At 42.4% G+C, this 16,273-nt stretch carries 12 protein-coding genes and 1 pseudogene; 11 read left to right on the top strand and 2 right to left on the bottom strand.

All coding sequences use genetic code 11. The annotated features are described in order from the left end of the window. Window positions 1-23 precede the first annotated feature (23 nt). From ACNPNW_RS08500 to ACNPNW_RS08460, 9 genes are all read left to right on the top strand, one after another. Window positions 24-326 carry a hypothetical protein gene (locus ACNPNW_RS08500; protein WP_448766876.1) on the top strand — a complete coding sequence of 101 codons (303 nt, stop codon included), beginning with the start codon at window positions 24-26 and terminating at the stop codon, window positions 324-326. 2 nt (window positions 327-328) lie between these two features. Beyond that, window positions 329-823, top strand: a complete 495-nt coding sequence (locus tag ACNPNW_RS08495) for a hypothetical protein (protein WP_008941089.1) — start codon at window positions 329-331, stop codon at window positions 821-823. 120 nt (window positions 824-943) lie between these two features. After that, on the top strand, window positions 944-2,950 hold the full coding sequence (locus ACNPNW_RS08490) for a hypothetical protein (protein ID WP_448766875.1): 2,007 nt from the start codon (window positions 944-946) through the stop codon (window positions 2,948-2,950). A 7-nt stretch (window positions 2,951-2,957) separates the two neighbouring features. Beyond that, a complete protein-coding gene (locus ACNPNW_RS08485; protein ID WP_448766874.1) occupies window positions 2,958-5,588 on the top strand; it encodes a lysozyme family protein in 2,631 nt (876 codons plus the stop codon). Continuing rightward, window positions 5,585-8,113 carry a hypothetical protein gene (locus ACNPNW_RS08480; protein WP_448766873.1) on the top strand — a complete coding sequence of 843 codons (2,529 nt, stop codon included), beginning with the start codon at window positions 5,585-5,587 and terminating at the stop codon, window positions 8,111-8,113. Before ACNPNW_RS08485 ends, ACNPNW_RS08480 begins: the two co-directional genes overlap by 4 nt. Before the next feature lie 112 nt (window positions 8,114-8,225). Next, window positions 8,226-8,690: a hypothetical protein gene (locus tag ACNPNW_RS08475; RefSeq protein WP_004782681.1), complete on the top strand. Its 465-nt coding sequence runs from the start codon at window positions 8,226-8,228 to the stop codon at window positions 8,688-8,690. Between the two features lie 76 nt (window positions 8,691-8,766). After that, window positions 8,767-8,988, top strand: coding sequence for a hypothetical protein (locus tag ACNPNW_RS08470; protein ID WP_004691603.1), 222 nt, complete (start codon window positions 8,767-8,769; stop codon window positions 8,986-8,988). A 27-nt stretch (window positions 8,989-9,015) separates the two neighbouring features. Further along, entirely contained in the window at window positions 9,016-9,447 is a 432-nt protein-coding gene (locus tag ACNPNW_RS08465) for a hypothetical protein (protein WP_448766872.1), read from the top strand. 808 nt (window positions 9,448-10,255) lie between these two features. After that, window positions 10,256-10,507 carry a hypothetical protein gene (locus tag ACNPNW_RS08460; protein WP_004782677.1) on the top strand — a complete coding sequence of 84 codons (252 nt, stop codon included), beginning with the start codon at window positions 10,256-10,258 and terminating at the stop codon, window positions 10,505-10,507. A gap of 806 nt (window positions 10,508-11,313) precedes the next feature. On the opposite strand, the pseudogene ACNPNW_RS08455 reads toward ACNPNW_RS08460, so the two are convergent. Both ACNPNW_RS08455 and ACNPNW_RS08450 read right to left on the bottom strand, forming a co-directional pair. After that, window positions 11,314-11,912, bottom strand: a pseudogene (locus ACNPNW_RS08455) (undecaprenyl-diphosphatase). A gap of 164 nt (window positions 11,913-12,076) precedes the next feature. Next, window positions 12,077-12,781, bottom strand: a complete 705-nt coding sequence (locus ACNPNW_RS08450) for an SIMPL domain-containing protein (RefSeq protein WP_423089729.1) — start codon at window positions 12,779-12,781, stop codon at window positions 12,077-12,079. A 474-nt stretch (window positions 12,782-13,255) separates the two neighbouring features. Between ACNPNW_RS08450 and ACNPNW_RS08445 the strand changes: the two genes are divergently transcribed. Both ACNPNW_RS08445 and ACNPNW_RS08440 read left to right on the top strand, forming a co-directional pair. After that, complete coding sequence (locus ACNPNW_RS08445; RefSeq protein ID WP_005246815.1) at window positions 13,256-14,629, top strand: diaminobutyrate--2-oxoglutarate transaminase; 1,374 nt, start codon at window positions 13,256-13,258, stop codon at window positions 14,627-14,629. Between the two features lie 3 nt (window positions 14,630-14,632). Next, on the top strand, window positions 14,633-16,165 hold the full coding sequence (locus ACNPNW_RS08440; RefSeq protein ID WP_423089728.1) for a pyridoxal phosphate-dependent decarboxylase family protein: 1,533 nt from the start codon (window positions 14,633-14,635) through the stop codon (window positions 16,163-16,165). Window positions 16,166-16,273: the final 108 nt, after the last annotated feature.

The following is a 16,273-nucleotide window of genomic DNA, read 5'->3' as shown; positions in this document are numbered from 1 at the left end:
TATTAAACGTAATAGGCGGAAGTATGGGGATTTATATTGAGCTTAATAATTTTGAAGTGCCCAAAAATCTTCTGTTTCTCAAAGCAGAAGTTAAGTACGGCGCACCTAATTATAAAAAGATGATTGATGAGCTAAAAAAATATCATGAAATGACTAACGAAAAGATTGCGTATCTATTACCAATCTCCGGTCCTGGTAGTGTGGCTGAATGGGCACGTGGTAGCGCACCTAATTATGAAAATGGTGAAGCACTTATTGAGCTTTGGAAAGCGCTCACTGATAAAACAAACCAAGATATCCCAAGGGTTAATAACTGGAGCATATAAGCATGCAACGACCAACAGTTCCGGCTTTTAAGCCTTTAGACTGTGATGATATGGAAAGATCAATCCAGCTATGTAATGGGATTGAATACTTGATTGATGAGTTTCGAAGGGAGATCAATGGCAAGGAACCAGCACAGTTGTTCAATGTTAAGTATAAAGATCATTTACTAAAAGTTGCTTCTCACTTGGAAGAGCTGATCCATCGTCTTGCGTACTTAACAGCTAAGAACAATAGAGCTTTTTACTATAATCATCTCTATACAATTTTAATTAACTTGAATAGCTGTCCGAATACTTTAATTATTACGGCACATTATTTGGATCCTGATCAAGAATTTAAACGCCTCCTTAACCGGAATACATTCGAGTTTGAGTTAGGACAGATCGTGAAGAAGATCCAGTTTATAAAACGTGTGCTGGAATCGCTTTTTATTGGTCGTAAGTCTGGAGTGAAAAATATCAATCGTTGCTTTCATCAAACGAAGCGTACAGCCTGATTTTAGTCGAGAGATAGGAGCCTATTTAGGCTCCTTTTTTCTGGACTAAATATACCCATTTTTTGAGGACACATAACCATTTAATTTTGAAGTATTGAGTAAATTACTTCGAGAAATAAAATGGCTAAAATCCCAATGGGTAATTTTGGTAATGCGATGCCACAAGCTGGTCGCATCCAAATGCCTCAAGATCAATCCGGCCAGATGATCGCAGGTGCATTACAGAATGTCTCCCAGGTTGCAGTGCAATATGCTGCACAACAGCAACAAGAGCAGGACAAAAAAGCTAAAGCTGATTTTGCATTGCAATCCTCTAAGGTTGGGGCGGACATCAGTGTAGTGGATGATGATCTTTTGCTTAAAATGCAAAGTGGTGCAATTGCCTATGATGACGCCGTAGTTCAACGCCAAAAGAGCTTAGAAACAATCAAAGGTCAGTACAAAGACCTAATACCTAAACAGTTTGAGCAGAACTTTAATAATTATTTTGAGCAGCATTCTTACCAGAGTGCATCGAAGTATTTGCCGATCGCGCAGAAGTCGGAGCAGCAACAGGCTATTGTAAAACTAAAGGATATGCGAGAAAACTATCTCAAAAATCCAAACGCTTCTGAGCAGGATGTTTGGAGTGGCATGGCTCTGTACGCACAGTCCAAAAATTTACCATTAGCGCATGTCCAGGATACTTTTAACGAGTACAAAAATAGTCGGGCCGGCAATGATGTATCCACATTTTATTTGGGAAATAAGTCAGACAACGAAAAGCTGACTGAACTATCCACTCCTGAGGCTGTAATAGCAAAACACCCTAATTTAACTCAAGAGCAGGCCGTCTACTGGAGTGGACGGGTATCAAGTCAAATCGATCAGAATAACCGGGCAGTTGCCTTACAGCAAAAGCAGTTAGAAGATGATGCAAAAGATGCTGTTACTGAGATGAAGGCAGATATTGAAACAGGCTTGATCCCAAGTGAAGACGTGATTAAATCGCGTTTAGCACGTGTTAAGGGTACAGGGAAAGAATCTGAGTTTGTTCAGTATAGCGGGGCTTTGGTTGAAGTACAGCAGTTCATGAGACTGGGAGCGGACGAGCGTGAAGCTTACCTCAGTAAAAAGCGTTCAGAGGCTCAAAATACGGCGCAAGATAATGCTAAAGACGTGAGCTGGAAGTTAAACCTTCTGTCTAAAACGCATGAGAATATGTTGGGCTATGAGAAAAATAATTCAGCTCTGGCGTACTCAATCAAGACTGGCCAAGAGCTGACAGTAGTACCAACTAATGCGATTTTGAGCGGCAATCCTGATGCCATTAATGCTTTATCTAAAAACATTAAATCTATTCACGCGAACAATGTATTGAACGGTACTGTAGGGTCGTTAAATCCTTTCTCTACTCAACAACAATCTGAATTAAAGCAGTTCTGGGAAAAAGCTAGACCAGGCGATAAGTTGAATTTAGTGACTAGCCTCTATAAATCTAGTGCTGGCAATGCCAATGCATCTAGAGACATGATCAACAGTATTGCTGGTGAAAGTGGCTCATATCGTTTATCCGCTTCACTCAATAATAGGGGGCTACAAGATATTGCTGGCCAGATTATTACCGGTCAGGATCTGATTGAAAAAGGCTTGGTCAAAGTAGATGAAAACGGTTTAACAAAGCAAACAGAAACGTATTTAGCTGGTATTACTTCACCAGGTAAACCTGACTTTCAAATCTATCTGGATTCAATCAAAGCTAACTATGCTTATTTGGTTCAAAAAGCTGAGAAGGTGACTGATACCAAAGGCAATATTTTAAATAAAACCATTGATGAAGAGCTTTTCAATAGAGCTGCCAAGAATGTCACAGGAGGCAAGTTCACCTCAGGGGGATTCTTCGGAAGTAAATCAGTAGTATTACGGCCTCATACCGTTGGTGAAAAGGCTTTTCGTGAGCAGCTGGAGAGCTTTAACTCTCGCAATGCCCGCAACTATGGTGGATCTGATAAAGACTTCTTCTTGGATCTGCCTTTAGAGCAAGACCCTAAAAATCCATACGTCTATTACTTCAAGAATGGTACCAAGTACATCATGGATGCCACCGATAAGAAGCGTCAAACACGTTTAACTTTTAAAGTGAGATGAGGTAGAGATGGATTTTTTAGCAGATGATGAATTAACGTTAAATCAGGACGATCCTCGCTTTAAACCTAAAAGTGAACGCGGTGGACTTGCTGACGGCGTATTAGGTACTGTTTCCGGTGTTGCCATGGGTACCATTGAGGCAGCCACTGCACCGGATGCCTTGATTCGTGGTGACAAGAAAGCAGCAGCTCTAAGAGCACAAAACCTTGAGATATTTAAGCCTGATGATTTGGGTGGCATAGGTGAGTTTACCTATGGCCTGACCAAAGACTTTACACGTATTGGCTGGAACGCCGTCACTACTTTAGGAACAGGCGGTGTGCCAGGCTTGGCATTGAATTCTGGATTATTCGGGTACCAGACCTTTGAAGCAGAGAAATCAGACTTACTGAATAAAGGGGCAGACATAAAAACGGCCCGAACCGGTGGAGCTATTAAAGGGGTTACAGATGCTTTGGGTTTTGCTATTCCTACCCATGGTGTGTCTAAGTCTGTAATTGCTGACGCCGTAGCTACTACCGCGCTGGCTACTGCAGCAGGTTCAGCCGGTGATTATCTTGAAGGTTCATTTCTTGAAAACAATGAAAATAAGAAAGTCGCTCAATACGGTGAAGCATTAAAGGAAAATGCATTAAGTCCGTCCACATTGGCAGCAAACGGCGGGATGGCTTTACTACTCAACTTGTGGGCGAACAAAGGGCGTTTACGGCCAGAGCAGATCAAAGACCATAGTAATGTAGATACCATGAATGACGCGGCTCATATTCAGGCCAACATCGAGCATGCAGAAGGCACGAACCCATTTAGTCCAACTAATGCAAAAGAGGCCAATTCACACTTTGATGCATTGGATAGTGCAATGGAGAGTGCACTCAATGATGAGCTGGTCAGCTTAAAAGCACCAGTGACAGGCACACCTAAAGCAGTAGCAACCAGTACACCAGTGGTACCAATAACAGGTACACCGAAGGCCCTCGTAAGACCAAGCGCTATCAATACTGATGAACATAAAGCACCAGTAATAGCCGATGTCTTGACTAACCCTGTATTTGATAAAAAACCGTGGACAAAAACGATTGTCCAGGAAGCCTCTAAACGGGGTATCAATCCAGTGGATGCCTTAATCATTTCCCATTTGGAAACTGGTGGCACCTTCAGCACTTCAATCCAGCCAAAGGACAGAAACGGTAAGTTACTATCGTCAGCTACCGGCTTATTCCAGACTTTGGATAGCACCTTTGCTCGTATGGGAGGTAAGAACAAGTTTGATGGCAATGATCAAATTAAAGCGGGCCTGAACTACTACGAACATAACTCCAAGGTTTTTCGTAGTCACTTTAATCGAGATCCGAATGGCCTAGAGCTTTACTACCTGCATTTCTTTGGTGAGGGTGGTGGACCAGCATTTTTAAAGGCTAAGGATAATGAGCTTTTTGTTGATGTGGCCACACGCTGGAGTAAAGGCAATCAGAAAAAGACTGCAAGACAGATTGCAGAAGGTATCACTTCAAGTCATCAATTCAATGGTATGACCGTAGGGCAGGTAAAGGCCAAATACGAAAAGCGCTGGAACGATATAGCTAAACTTTATGGTGATGTCGGTTCACAAAGTGCAGCACATCCTACCGAAGTCCGAGGGAGCGAATCAGAGTTCCCACAGTTTGAGTCTGATATAACTGCACCACCTGCTTACAAGTCCCAATCTGATGCTGAAGTTGAAGCAATGCCTTTTGTACTCAGTGCAGATGAGCATAGTGTTAAGTCACTCCAGGAAGAGTTTGAAGCCCTATCTTCTCCATTGACCAAGGAGGATCTGGAATACCTCAAGGCTACGGCGCATTATCAGTATTCGGAAGGAGGTGCTTACCGAACGCCGTATGTTGAACCTCAGGTCGACTTATCTGGCCCTGGTAATAGTGCCAACCGTAATTTGGATACATTGGATTCCGAACTTCAGCAATTCACACCAGATCAGCAAAGAGTTATTGTTGATACGCCTGATTCAAATACTTTGGATCTCAACACTAGAGAATCTGGCCAAAATATTCAGCAAAACTCAATTCTTGCCGGAGTAGATAACTGGACGCCGACCAGATCGCAAAACTACCTTAAACGAGAACGCTCAGTTGATGGTGGGGGCATCATTCAAGAGCTACACAATAAGACCTCTAACACGACATTCCAGCGTCAGATCAATCAGGATGGCACCATTAGCCCGGTAAAGGCTACACGTAATGGAGATGAGCTGTTTGCCCATCCTGCTAATAGTAAAGCTGATAGTCCTGAATTGACTATGGTACAGCATAAAGCTACCCAGGCATTAGAACGGGAGTTCTGGAAGCCTGGCAAGTCCAAGGTTGATGGTGCACCAGACTTAACCAAATCCAGTAAAAGCGAATACGGCGCATTCACTGATACGGCAGACGGTAGGGAAGCAGCTTCAATTCTAGAAGCAGATCCCGATATGGAAGTGACCTTTACGCGTCTGGATGAAAACGGGGATGAGGAAATTGTGACGATGTCATCCCGAGATCTATTGGACTATGTCAAAGAGCAAGAAGAAATCGCAAAAGATGAAATTCAGGCAGTGAAAGCATTGGCAAGCTGCGCATTAAGATTTGGGAGTGAAGCAGCATGAGAGCTGAATGTAGAGAACAAGTTGCAAAGGCATTAGGTAAAAGAAAATTAAGTGCAGCTGACAGTAATCGTATTTCATCACTGTATATCCGGGCACAAAATACTCTGGCCAGAACAGATCCTGATTGGATGTTTAAAAGTCCTGCTGAACGTGCTGAAGCGATTGCGCAGAAAACTGCTACGGATCTCGCCGTCCAGATCGCTAAGAACAATCAGAACATTGCCCGGGATGCCATCATCAAGGCCCAGCTACAGAACGAAATCTATAACCATCCTAAATTAAACCCGGTCCAAGCTTTAATGCGGAAGATTGCATACTTCTCGGATCAGAGTGGTATCCAGTCTATAGAGAAGCAATCCCAAGCCTTGCACAGTCGCTGGATGTCATTGGTTGCTGATGTGTTTACCAAGACACAGGAACGCTTTGGCATGTCGGTAAACAAGGCCATGACTGATGACATTATCCGGGTCATGTTTGGTGGCAAATCTGATAATCCAGAAATTACGGCGATGGCCAAGGAAGTGAGTGCAGCCCTGGAGGAAATGCGTTTAGCCTTCAACCGGGCTGGTGGGAATATTAAGAAGCTCGATAACTTTGGCTTTATGACCTCACATGATCAGAAGAAAGTAGCCCTAACAGATCAATCAGAGTGGGTGAACGATGCATTGGCTGGAGTGGATCGTAATCAGTATGTCAAAGAGACTGGTGAGTTGATGGATGAGCTGGAGCTTAAATCCATGCTCGAGGAGATTTATAAAACTATCTCAACCAACGGCGCCAACAAAGACTTACTGATACTGAATAAACAGGCCAAAGCAGGTGCATCACCTGTAGGTGGTCGCTCCAAGATGGCAAATCGTCACCAAGAATCCAGAGCTTTGCATTTCAAAGATGGTGACGCATGGCTGGCATATCAGAAGAAATATGGAACTTATGATGAAGCAGGGTTTCATGAGATTCTGAAAAACCATACTCACCGCATGAGTACAGAAGTGGCCATGATGCAGAACCTTGGGTCCAATCCTCGTCATACCTTTGAGTCGCTATTGGATGAAGCCAAGATCAAACTGAAAGCAGATCCACAGAATGGCATGAAACATGGTGAGATTGATAAGCAGGCTCATCGGGCCATGTCGATGTATAACACATTGGATGCCAATACCCGGGCGATTGATTCAACCTTAGGTAACGTTATGGGTGGACTACGTGCCTTAATGGTTGCATCTAAATTAGGTGGTACCACGCTGACGACCTTTGGCGACCACGCCAGTATGAAGAAGGTCGCTAATATGCTGGGCCTGTCCTATACCAAATCGATTCTCCCTGAATACATGAAACAATTGAAACAAGGTGCCACACGTGATGAAGCGTTGCGGTTTGGCCTTGGCATTAACGAAATGGCCGGTTCAATGACTCGTTTTGGTGATGCTGATATTGTCAGCAGTGCTACCAAGTCAGGCCGCTTTAATGCACGTATGCAGGCTTTTGCTGCAACGACTATGAAACTATCTGGTTTGAACGCCGTCACTGCAGGAGCAAAACGAGCGCTTAATCTGGTGCATATGAATAAGCTTGCTGAAATGACCCGTAAAACGGATTGGAAGGATCTTGGTGCAGATGATCTTAAGATCTTACAGGGGAATGGTATTACCGAGCGTGACTGGCAGTTATGGCAGCAGCTGGAGCCAAGTAAACGTGAAGATGGGACGGCGGTACTGACTCAGAATGATTTCTTTAATGCACCAGATGATGTGATTAAGCAGTTCTTGCCACTGGACAAGCAGGACAATGCTAATGCACTGGCTGACTTCCGGTATAAAGCTGCTATGAAATACCAGACTCATCTATTTAACGAGGAGTCAGTCGCTATTATTGAAGCAGGTGTACGTGAACGTAGCATCATTAACTTAGGCGAAGCTGGAACCATCCAAGGGGAATTAGGCCGAACCTTATTCCAGTTCAAAGGCTTCCCATTGGCTTATATGTTCCGTATTGGTCATCGTGCCTTTGCTCAGGGAGATATTAAGAGCCGGGTGACGTTCCTGGCTTCGCTATTGGCTTATCAAACTTTAGCCGGTGCATTGATTGTCCAGACTCAGAACTTGGCCAATGGTAAGAATCCAGAACCTGTATTTACGATTGATTTCTTTGGTAAGTCACTTCTTAAAGGTGGTGGGCTTTCCTTCCTGGGTGACATCATGTCTGCACTTTCAGATCCAACCGGTCGAAGTGCATCAGACTTTATCAGTGGCCCATTATTAGGCCAAAGCATGAAGCTGGGTATGCTGCTAACTGGTATGGGTAACAACATCATCGAGGGGAAAGAATCTACCCGGATGATGGAGGTGGCCAATACCCTGAAGAGTAATATTCCATTGCAGAATCTTTGGTACAGTAAGCTGGTGGTGGATCGCATGCTGTATTCCAAAATGCAGAATATGATTGATCCTGATTATTTACCGAGAACACAGCAGCGCCTGGAGAACTTAGGTAATAGTTACTGGTGGGATTTATCAGAAGAATAAAATTAGGAGCTTCGGCTCCTTTTTTAATTTTTAGATTACTATGTTGTATTGATATTTATAAATAGCCAAAATTCAACATCAAATGATGTGATGAGACAATTAAGGGGGAAATATGATTGGTAGAGTTTTACCCATATTACTTTTAGGGTATTCAACAGTAGCTTTAGCAGAAAATGGATTTGATCGCTCGTTAATCAATGCCAAGATAATCAATGAGAAATATGAAATTATTGATATTGATAGCTTTAACGATCTTACTCGTCAAATCACCAATGAAGTAGTTTCGACGTTACCTAGAAAGGTTGATGCTGATACAGAGCTATTAACCATGGTGTTAAGCAGACCCTTAATTTCTCAGACTTATGCGCTAAGAGATATTGAAACTAAAAAGGATTTATCGGAAAAAATAGACTTGGAAAAGTTTAGTCAATTAATTAGAAATTACGCTTGTTCCTCAGCTATTGGCACTTCTCAAGTTTATAGGGTCAATGGCACTCATTTTTCTTTTAAAGTGATTAATAGTAATTTTATGGAACTTTACAGCTATACATTCCCACTAAGAACATGTGAAGAATGAATGTGAAATACAATTCAAAGTTTGCAGTTATTGCTGAATAGCTTGATTAGTATGACTACACTTTGAGGAATAATTGATGACCTTATATATCTCAACACCTGAGCTATTGAAGCGCTATGGAATTACTAAAGGCACTTTGATCAGCTGGCGAAATAAAAAGAACTTCCCTGAGCCAGTGATTAAAGCGCATGGGCGCTCAAGCAGCCGTTACGGGATCAAAGCAGTTGATACCTGGGAAAGAAATAGTGGATTGCTTGAATCACTTGAAATACAGCCTTTGATAACACCACATTCATAATTTTAGTAGAAAAAGGAATTTCGCATCATGAAGAATATAATAGCATTCTCTTTAATGGCTCTCATGAGCTCAGTCTCTTTGGCCACCCCAATTACACTTCAGCATTCTAAGACCAGCTATGTGAACTCAGGGATCTGTTCCGCCGTGGTGGATGTGAAGATCCATGATTTTCTTGGAACCTATGACAAACTGTATTTAGACCTGGTAGCAAAGGACAGATCCGGCAGAGTGCAGGGGACTTCGGAAAATGTAATAACCTACGGCGATATACAAAATCTTCAGGGTAAAGCATTTGGAAATGTTTTTCTTGAATCTGAAACAATGTGTGGAGCAGATCGTACCTGGACAGTTCAGGTTAAGCGCGCCGTCTTGGTCGTAGATGGTAAAAGAGAAGATCTACTGAAGGCCAAGAAAGTTCATATTGATGATTTTCAGCCTATGAGAATAGTAGCTAAATAACAGACTGATTAATAATTCTTGAATACATAGATTAAATTTTACTCATGTCTACCGTTACACAGCCGGAAACTGTGCGTTTCTGACATTTTTACCGTCCGTTTCTGACATTTTTACCGTCCGTTTCTGACATTTTTGGGGATTTTTAACCGTCCGTTTCTGACATTTTTACTGTGCGTTTCATACTTTTTCTAAAAGCGTTACTGAGCAAAATCTAAAATATTTTGCATGAAGCAGTAGTGCTAGATTTGTTTTTCCTTGATGTACCTTGATGGAATGGGATTTCCTCAAAATAGCGGCAAACCTTGCTGCATATAGCTTTCAAGCTGTTTTGATGGTCTTCCTACTGGTGGCCTATCAAGGAAACCAAATAGACGCTGTAAAGAACAATTTAAGACTGTTTTGTTTTACGGAATCAAAATTATTAAATCGCTGTATGCCATGCTGTGATTGGCATAGAAGCATTTTCGATAATTACCCTGTAAAACAAAAATTACTTAGATGTACTTGGATGGATTTTAAATCTGATCAAGTTTTTTCTTGATGATTCTTGATGAAACAAGGCTTTCTTCTTAGACGTACTTAGACGGAACGAAGTTTTAATAAAATGACCGTGATGCTTATCTGATAAGGTTTTTACACAGTTTTAGGGCACTTTGTAGATGAATGCTGTCAAGGTAACGTGTAGGGATGCCGTGTCGCTAAAGTACGGCGCTTTTAATTCGGCTTGATTGGGTTTCAGGTGGCCCCAGCAGTATCTGCAGTATTCTGTGTTATTAATATATTTTAGATAACTTTAAAGTGAAGTCGTATGAACAGGGTAAAAGCTGAAATTAAATTTGGTAATTACGGTTTTTTTAAAGAAAGTCTTAATCACTCTATATCAGTGGATTTGCCAGCAATACCGCGTATAGGTGAGAAGATATCTTTAATTATTGATGGTGAACTACACAAAGGCCGGGTAGTGGATCTGGTGCATGAGATGGAATTAAATAGTGGATCTGGTGAACAAGCAGGATTCCATTATCGCTGTGTGAAAATTGTTGTGGATCCATTTAATTAGTTCATATGCCAAATAGAAAGGGTAGCATTTCAAATGCTACCCTTTCGGATTTCAAATCTGATAGGGCTTAATGCAGGTAATTGTTTTCAAAGCAAAGCGCAAAATTGCGTTTTGTCTAATTAGACCTTATCGATCTAATGCTGTCTAAGGGCATTTATTCAGTCGTAGTGCAAATATCGTAACTAGTGATTGAATCTGCATGGTCATTTTGACCATTCAGCTATTGGGTTGGTGTTGGCCAGGTGGTATTCCTTTTCACTACACTTAAAGTGTAGTTAGCGTTCCGAGAGTTTTCGGATCGGGAGCACTTCCCCCACAGGCGGATATGAGCAAACTTGCTCATATTTGAAAAGTGCCCAAGTGACTAGCTCTGCCACTTGGACGGCCAAGTTAATTTAGCATTTGAAATCTGAAATTCTACTGATGAGCTCAAAGTTGGTTAGTGCGGATTTGCGCTCCACCAAAAAGTGGAGGCCAAAAAAAAGGACTATCAAAAGTGACGTGCAGCATAAGCTCCATAAAATTGAGGAGCTTTATAATCCGATCCGTTAAGAACCTGATCCACTAAATAGAGGAGCAGCTAATAAAAAATAATTTATTGACCAATATGAGAGAGTACAAAACATGATTGGAGGTTAAATGGGAGGTTAAGTATTTATGTATATTAAAATAAATTAATTAAAACAATGAATTGCAATATTTATATATCGCAATCATATGGCGATTTACTAAATTATTCAGATTCAAGTTTAGAGATTCAAAAAATCCCGCTTTCGAGCGGGTTTTTTATGACATTTTAATTAGATTTATTTGATCCAGCCCATTCGAATTAAAGGCGAAAATACCCAATAATGAATACCCAAAATAAAGTTTATGATTTGATTCTCATATTTCCACCACAGCGGCAAGCCAGCTAAATTTACTATTATTGCCATCAGGAATGCACCCAGCATATCAATTGGAAAATGCACACCGACATAAACACGCGACCATGCCACCAGCCAAGCTGTCCAGATTAGAATTCGTCCCAAGTCTCGCTGCGGTGAAAAATAATAGGCGAAGGCAATCCCACTAAAAATACTCATATGGTTGCTGGGAAAAGAACCAGTCGGTGCATGTTCAATCAGGGTGCGACCAACATCCATCACAAACGGGCGTGGGGTATTGAGTACCGCAGACAATACTTCACTCATCAATAATGTAATAGCTGTAAAGATGAAGGCTTTAATAATCCCCATTTTTACTTGGTAACTACCACGGAACCAGGCAATAGAAAAAAAATCAGCAAAAAGAGATAAACCAGGTCATGCGCAATCAGGGAGGCATAGTTGATTATCCAGATCGAGGCTTGGTCGGGTACATTTAAGATATGAAACAGGTAAAGATTCAATTGGTCAAGGGACATGAGCAGAGAAGACTGGAATAAATGTCCGTTAATCTAAACCGGTCAAACCTCAATTCCTACCTGAGTTTGTATGAATTTGTAGCCTCGCTTTTTAAAGAATATCCACATGATAAAGAACCACCCAAAAGGGTGGTTCTTAAAAGTGCGAATAATATAATGAAGTCTTATTTAAACTGAATCGCCCCATTCGCGCTGACCGTCATTTGCGATTCACCCGCCGCAACTTCCTGCTCAGGAACCGCCATATCAGCCGATGCAGATTTCATCATGGCCATACGCGGTACTGGCTGTGGTGAATAATTGTTAGTATTCAGGTTTAAGTTCACCAGTTGATAACTCGGTTTGTTCCAGGTCTGGGTGAGTGCCTGTGCGCGTTGCTGGAAGTTTTTGGTGGCTTCAATCATCAGCTCGCTTTCAACTTTTTTACGCTTTTCGTCAGATACCTTGAAATTAATTGACTGGGTCTGGAAGTGCTGTTGTAATTCAGCAATCAATTGAGATGTCGCTTTAAAATCTTTTGATTCCAGACGAATCTGGGCACGACCACGCCATTCTTTCAATTTGCGGTTGTCATTGTCATAAATAGGGTAAGTGCTTTGTGCACCTGTCTCGATTTCCACAGTGGGATATTTGCGTGCTGTAGCGATCGCCTGATTCATCAGCTGGTTAATTTGAGTGGCCAGTTCAGCCGGCTGTTTGTTGGATTTTTCAATATAAAGCACAGCATGCATTTCATCATTTGAGATTTCACGGCTGGCCTCTGCTGAAAGATTAACAACATTATAATTCAGAGATTCAGCAGGAGCTGCAAATGCGCCTGTGGCGAGGGTGCTGGCAAGGATCAAACTGGTAAGTGCTAAGAGACGCATGAAATTGTCCTGTTTTTCTTAAAATTGGCCATCTAAGCCGTTGTTAAAATATTAAATCTCAATTGTGATCTTTTTACGAAATATTTGTCGTAAGAGTGTTAAATTTTCTTTAATTTTATCTCATTATTTGATTTATATTTATTATTAATAATTAAACACTTAGTAGATAATTTTAAGATTGATTACCGGAATGTCGCCTGCGCTACAAAAAAGCATAAAAGAACACGCTTTTCTTTCTGCTGTCACACTGTAAGATGATGATTTAGGGGATGGATTAGCATGATGTTTTTTTTCGATAAAGATTAGGACAAAATGTGACTGAAAGTTGTTTATTTTCCTGAAAAATTCGGTATCATCCGCCTCCTAGTTATTCGAATACAAAACTGCTAGCTAGAACCTTATAAAGCGCCGAGTCAAAGGACCAAACGTCACCAGACTTATTTCTTTCACCCATATCAGAGATGGTAATTCGATATGAGCGTTACTTCTGTAAACCCTGCCACCAATTCCACAAACGAATACTACTTGACTCGCCAAAGTCAGATGGAATCGAATGTGCGTAGTTATCCACGTAAATTACCGTTAGCGATAGCGAAAGCACAAGGTTGCTGGGTTACCGATGTTGAAGGTACTGAGTACCTTGATTGTTTAGCTGGGGCAGGGACGTTGGCTTTAGGCCATAATCATCCTGCAGTCATTCAAAGTATCCAGGATACGATTGCAAGTGGTTTACCATTGCATACCCTGGATCTTACTACTCCTTTAAAAGATGCTTTTACTGAAGCACTTCTTTCTTATCTTCCAGGTGGCCAGGAAGAATACTGCTTGCAGTTCTGTGGTCCATCTGGTGCAGATGCAACTGAAGCCGCGATTAAACTAGCAAAAACCTTTACTGGTCGTAGCTCAGTGATTAGCTTCTCTGGCGGTTATCACGGTATGACTCACGGTGCATTGGCAATGACAGGTAACCTGTCTGCGAAAAATGCAGTGAACGGCTTGATGCCGGGTGTACAGTTCATGCCATACCCGCATGAATATCGTTGCCCATTGGGGCTTGGTGGTGAAGCCGGTGTTGATGCCCTGACTTACTACTTTGAAAACTTCATTGAAGATGTAGAAAGCGGTGTGACCAAACCTGCAGCTGTAATTCTTGAAGCAATTCAAGGTGAAGGCGGTGTGGTAACTGCGCCAGTAAAATGGTTGCAAAAAATCCGTGAAGTGACTGAAAAACACAACATCGTGTTGATTCTTGATGAAGTTCAGGCAGGCTTTGCGCGTTCAGGCAAAATGTTTGCATTCGAACATGCAGGGATTGAACCTGATGTCGTAGTGATGTCTAAAGCTGTAGGTGGTAGCTTACCGCTTGCCGTACTTGGTATTAAACGTAAGTTTGATGCTTGGCAGCCAGCAGGTCATACCGGTACTTTCCGTGGTAACCAATTGGCGATGGGTACAGGCCTTGCAACGATCAATACCATTAAAGAACAGAACCTGGCGCAAAATGCACAAGAGCGTGGTGATTTCCTGCAAGCTGAACTGAAAAAACTGGCTGCTGAATTCCCATGTATCGGTAACGTGCGTGGCCGTGGTCTGATGATCGGTGTTGAAATCGTAGATGAGCGCAAAGATGCGGATCATATGGGTTCTTTGCCTGCTGATGGTCAGTTGGCTGCAGCGATCCAAACCGCTTGTTTCAACAATAAATTATTGCTTGAGAAAGGTGGTCGTAACGGTACAGTGATTCGTTTACTTTGCCCGTTGATCATTACTCAAGACGAATGTGTTGAAGTGATTGCTCGTTTCAAAAAATCGGTTGCTGAAGCACTAGTTGCAGTTCGAGGCGCATAATTCATGGTAGATTTCGCAGAACATCGTAAAGCGTTACTCTGCAATGATGCTGCATCCATTGCTGACTATCAGGCTGGCATGGACCAAGCGACCAAAGCGGTTGCGGCATGGTTGCAAAACGACAAAATGTACACGGGCGGCAGTATTAAAGAGCTGCGCAGTGCAATTGCATTTCATCCTTCAAAAGAAGGTTTGGGTGTAGAAAAATCTCTTGAGCGTATGGTTGAGCTATTCCTTAACAAGAGCTTAAAAGTGCATCATCCGCATTCACTTGCGCATCTTCACTGTCCAACGATGGTGACTAGCCAGATCGCGGAAGTGCTGATTAACGCAACCAACCAGTCAATGGACTCATGGGATCAAAGCCCGGCAGGTTCATTGATGGAAGTTCAGTTAATCGACTGGTTACGTCAAAAAGTGGGCTATGGTGCAGGTCAGGCCGGTGTATTCACTTCTGGTGGTACACAGTCTAACTTGATGGGCGTATTGCTGGCGCGTGATGCTTGCATCGCGAAAAACTGGAAAGACGAAAACGGTAATCCGTGGTCGGTTCAGCGCGATGGTATTCCTGCGGATGCGATGCGTAATGTCAAAGTCATCTGTTCTGAAAATGCACATTTCTCTGTGCAAAAGAACATGGCGATGATGGGCATGGGCTTCCAGTCTGTCGTGACTGTACCTGTGAATGAAAATGCACAGATGGACCTAGACGCGCTGGAAAAAACCATGGCGCATCTTCAGTCTGAAGGCAAGATCGTGGCATGTGTGGTAGCGACTGCGGGTACAACTGATGCTGGCGCGATTGATCCATTGAAAGCCATTCGTGAAATCACCAATAAATATGGCGCGTGGATGCATATCGATGCGGCATGGGGTGGTGCACTGATTCTTTCGAATGACTATCGTTCTATGCTGGACGGGATTGAGCTATCTGATTCAATCACGCTTGATTTCCATAAGCATTATTTCCAGACCATTTCTTGTGGTGCGTTCCTGCTCAAAGATGAAGCGAACTACCGTTTCATGCATTATGAAGCTGAGTACCTAAACTCTGCTTATGATGAAGAGCATGGTGTTCCTAACCTGGTGTCGAAGTCGCTACAAACCACGCGTCGTTTTGATGCATTGAAATTGTGGATGACGGTAGAAGCATTGGGCGAAGAGCTTTATGGTTCAATGATCGATTATGGGGTTGGCTTAACGCGTGATGTGGCAGACTACATTAAAGCGACTGACGGTCTCGAGCTTCTGCTTGAGCCTCAATTCGCGTCTGTCTTGTTCCGTGTGGTTCCAGCGGGCTATCCGGTTGAATTGCTGGATACGCTCAACCAAAACGTAGCAGACGAACTGTTTGCACGTGGTGAAGCGAACATTGGTGTGACGAAAGTGGGTCAGGTTCAGTCTCTGAAAATGACCACTTTAAGCCCGGTGGCAACGCTTGATAACGTGAAGAACTTGCTGGCGCTAGTGCTTGCAGAAGCGGATCGTATCAAAGATTCAATCGCTGATGGGACTTATACACCGCCAATCGCATAAGCGGTTAAGTGTGAAAAAAAGGAGATCGAAAGATCTCTTTTTTTTTTATAATCAAATTTTAGTTTTAGATGCCAGGATCAAACTAGCCTCAATATATAAATATACCTT

This window comes from Acinetobacter endophylla (assembly GCF_053543775.1).
Note: the sequence above shows the minus strand (reverse complement) of the source record. Positions and strands in the feature narration are given on the sequence as shown.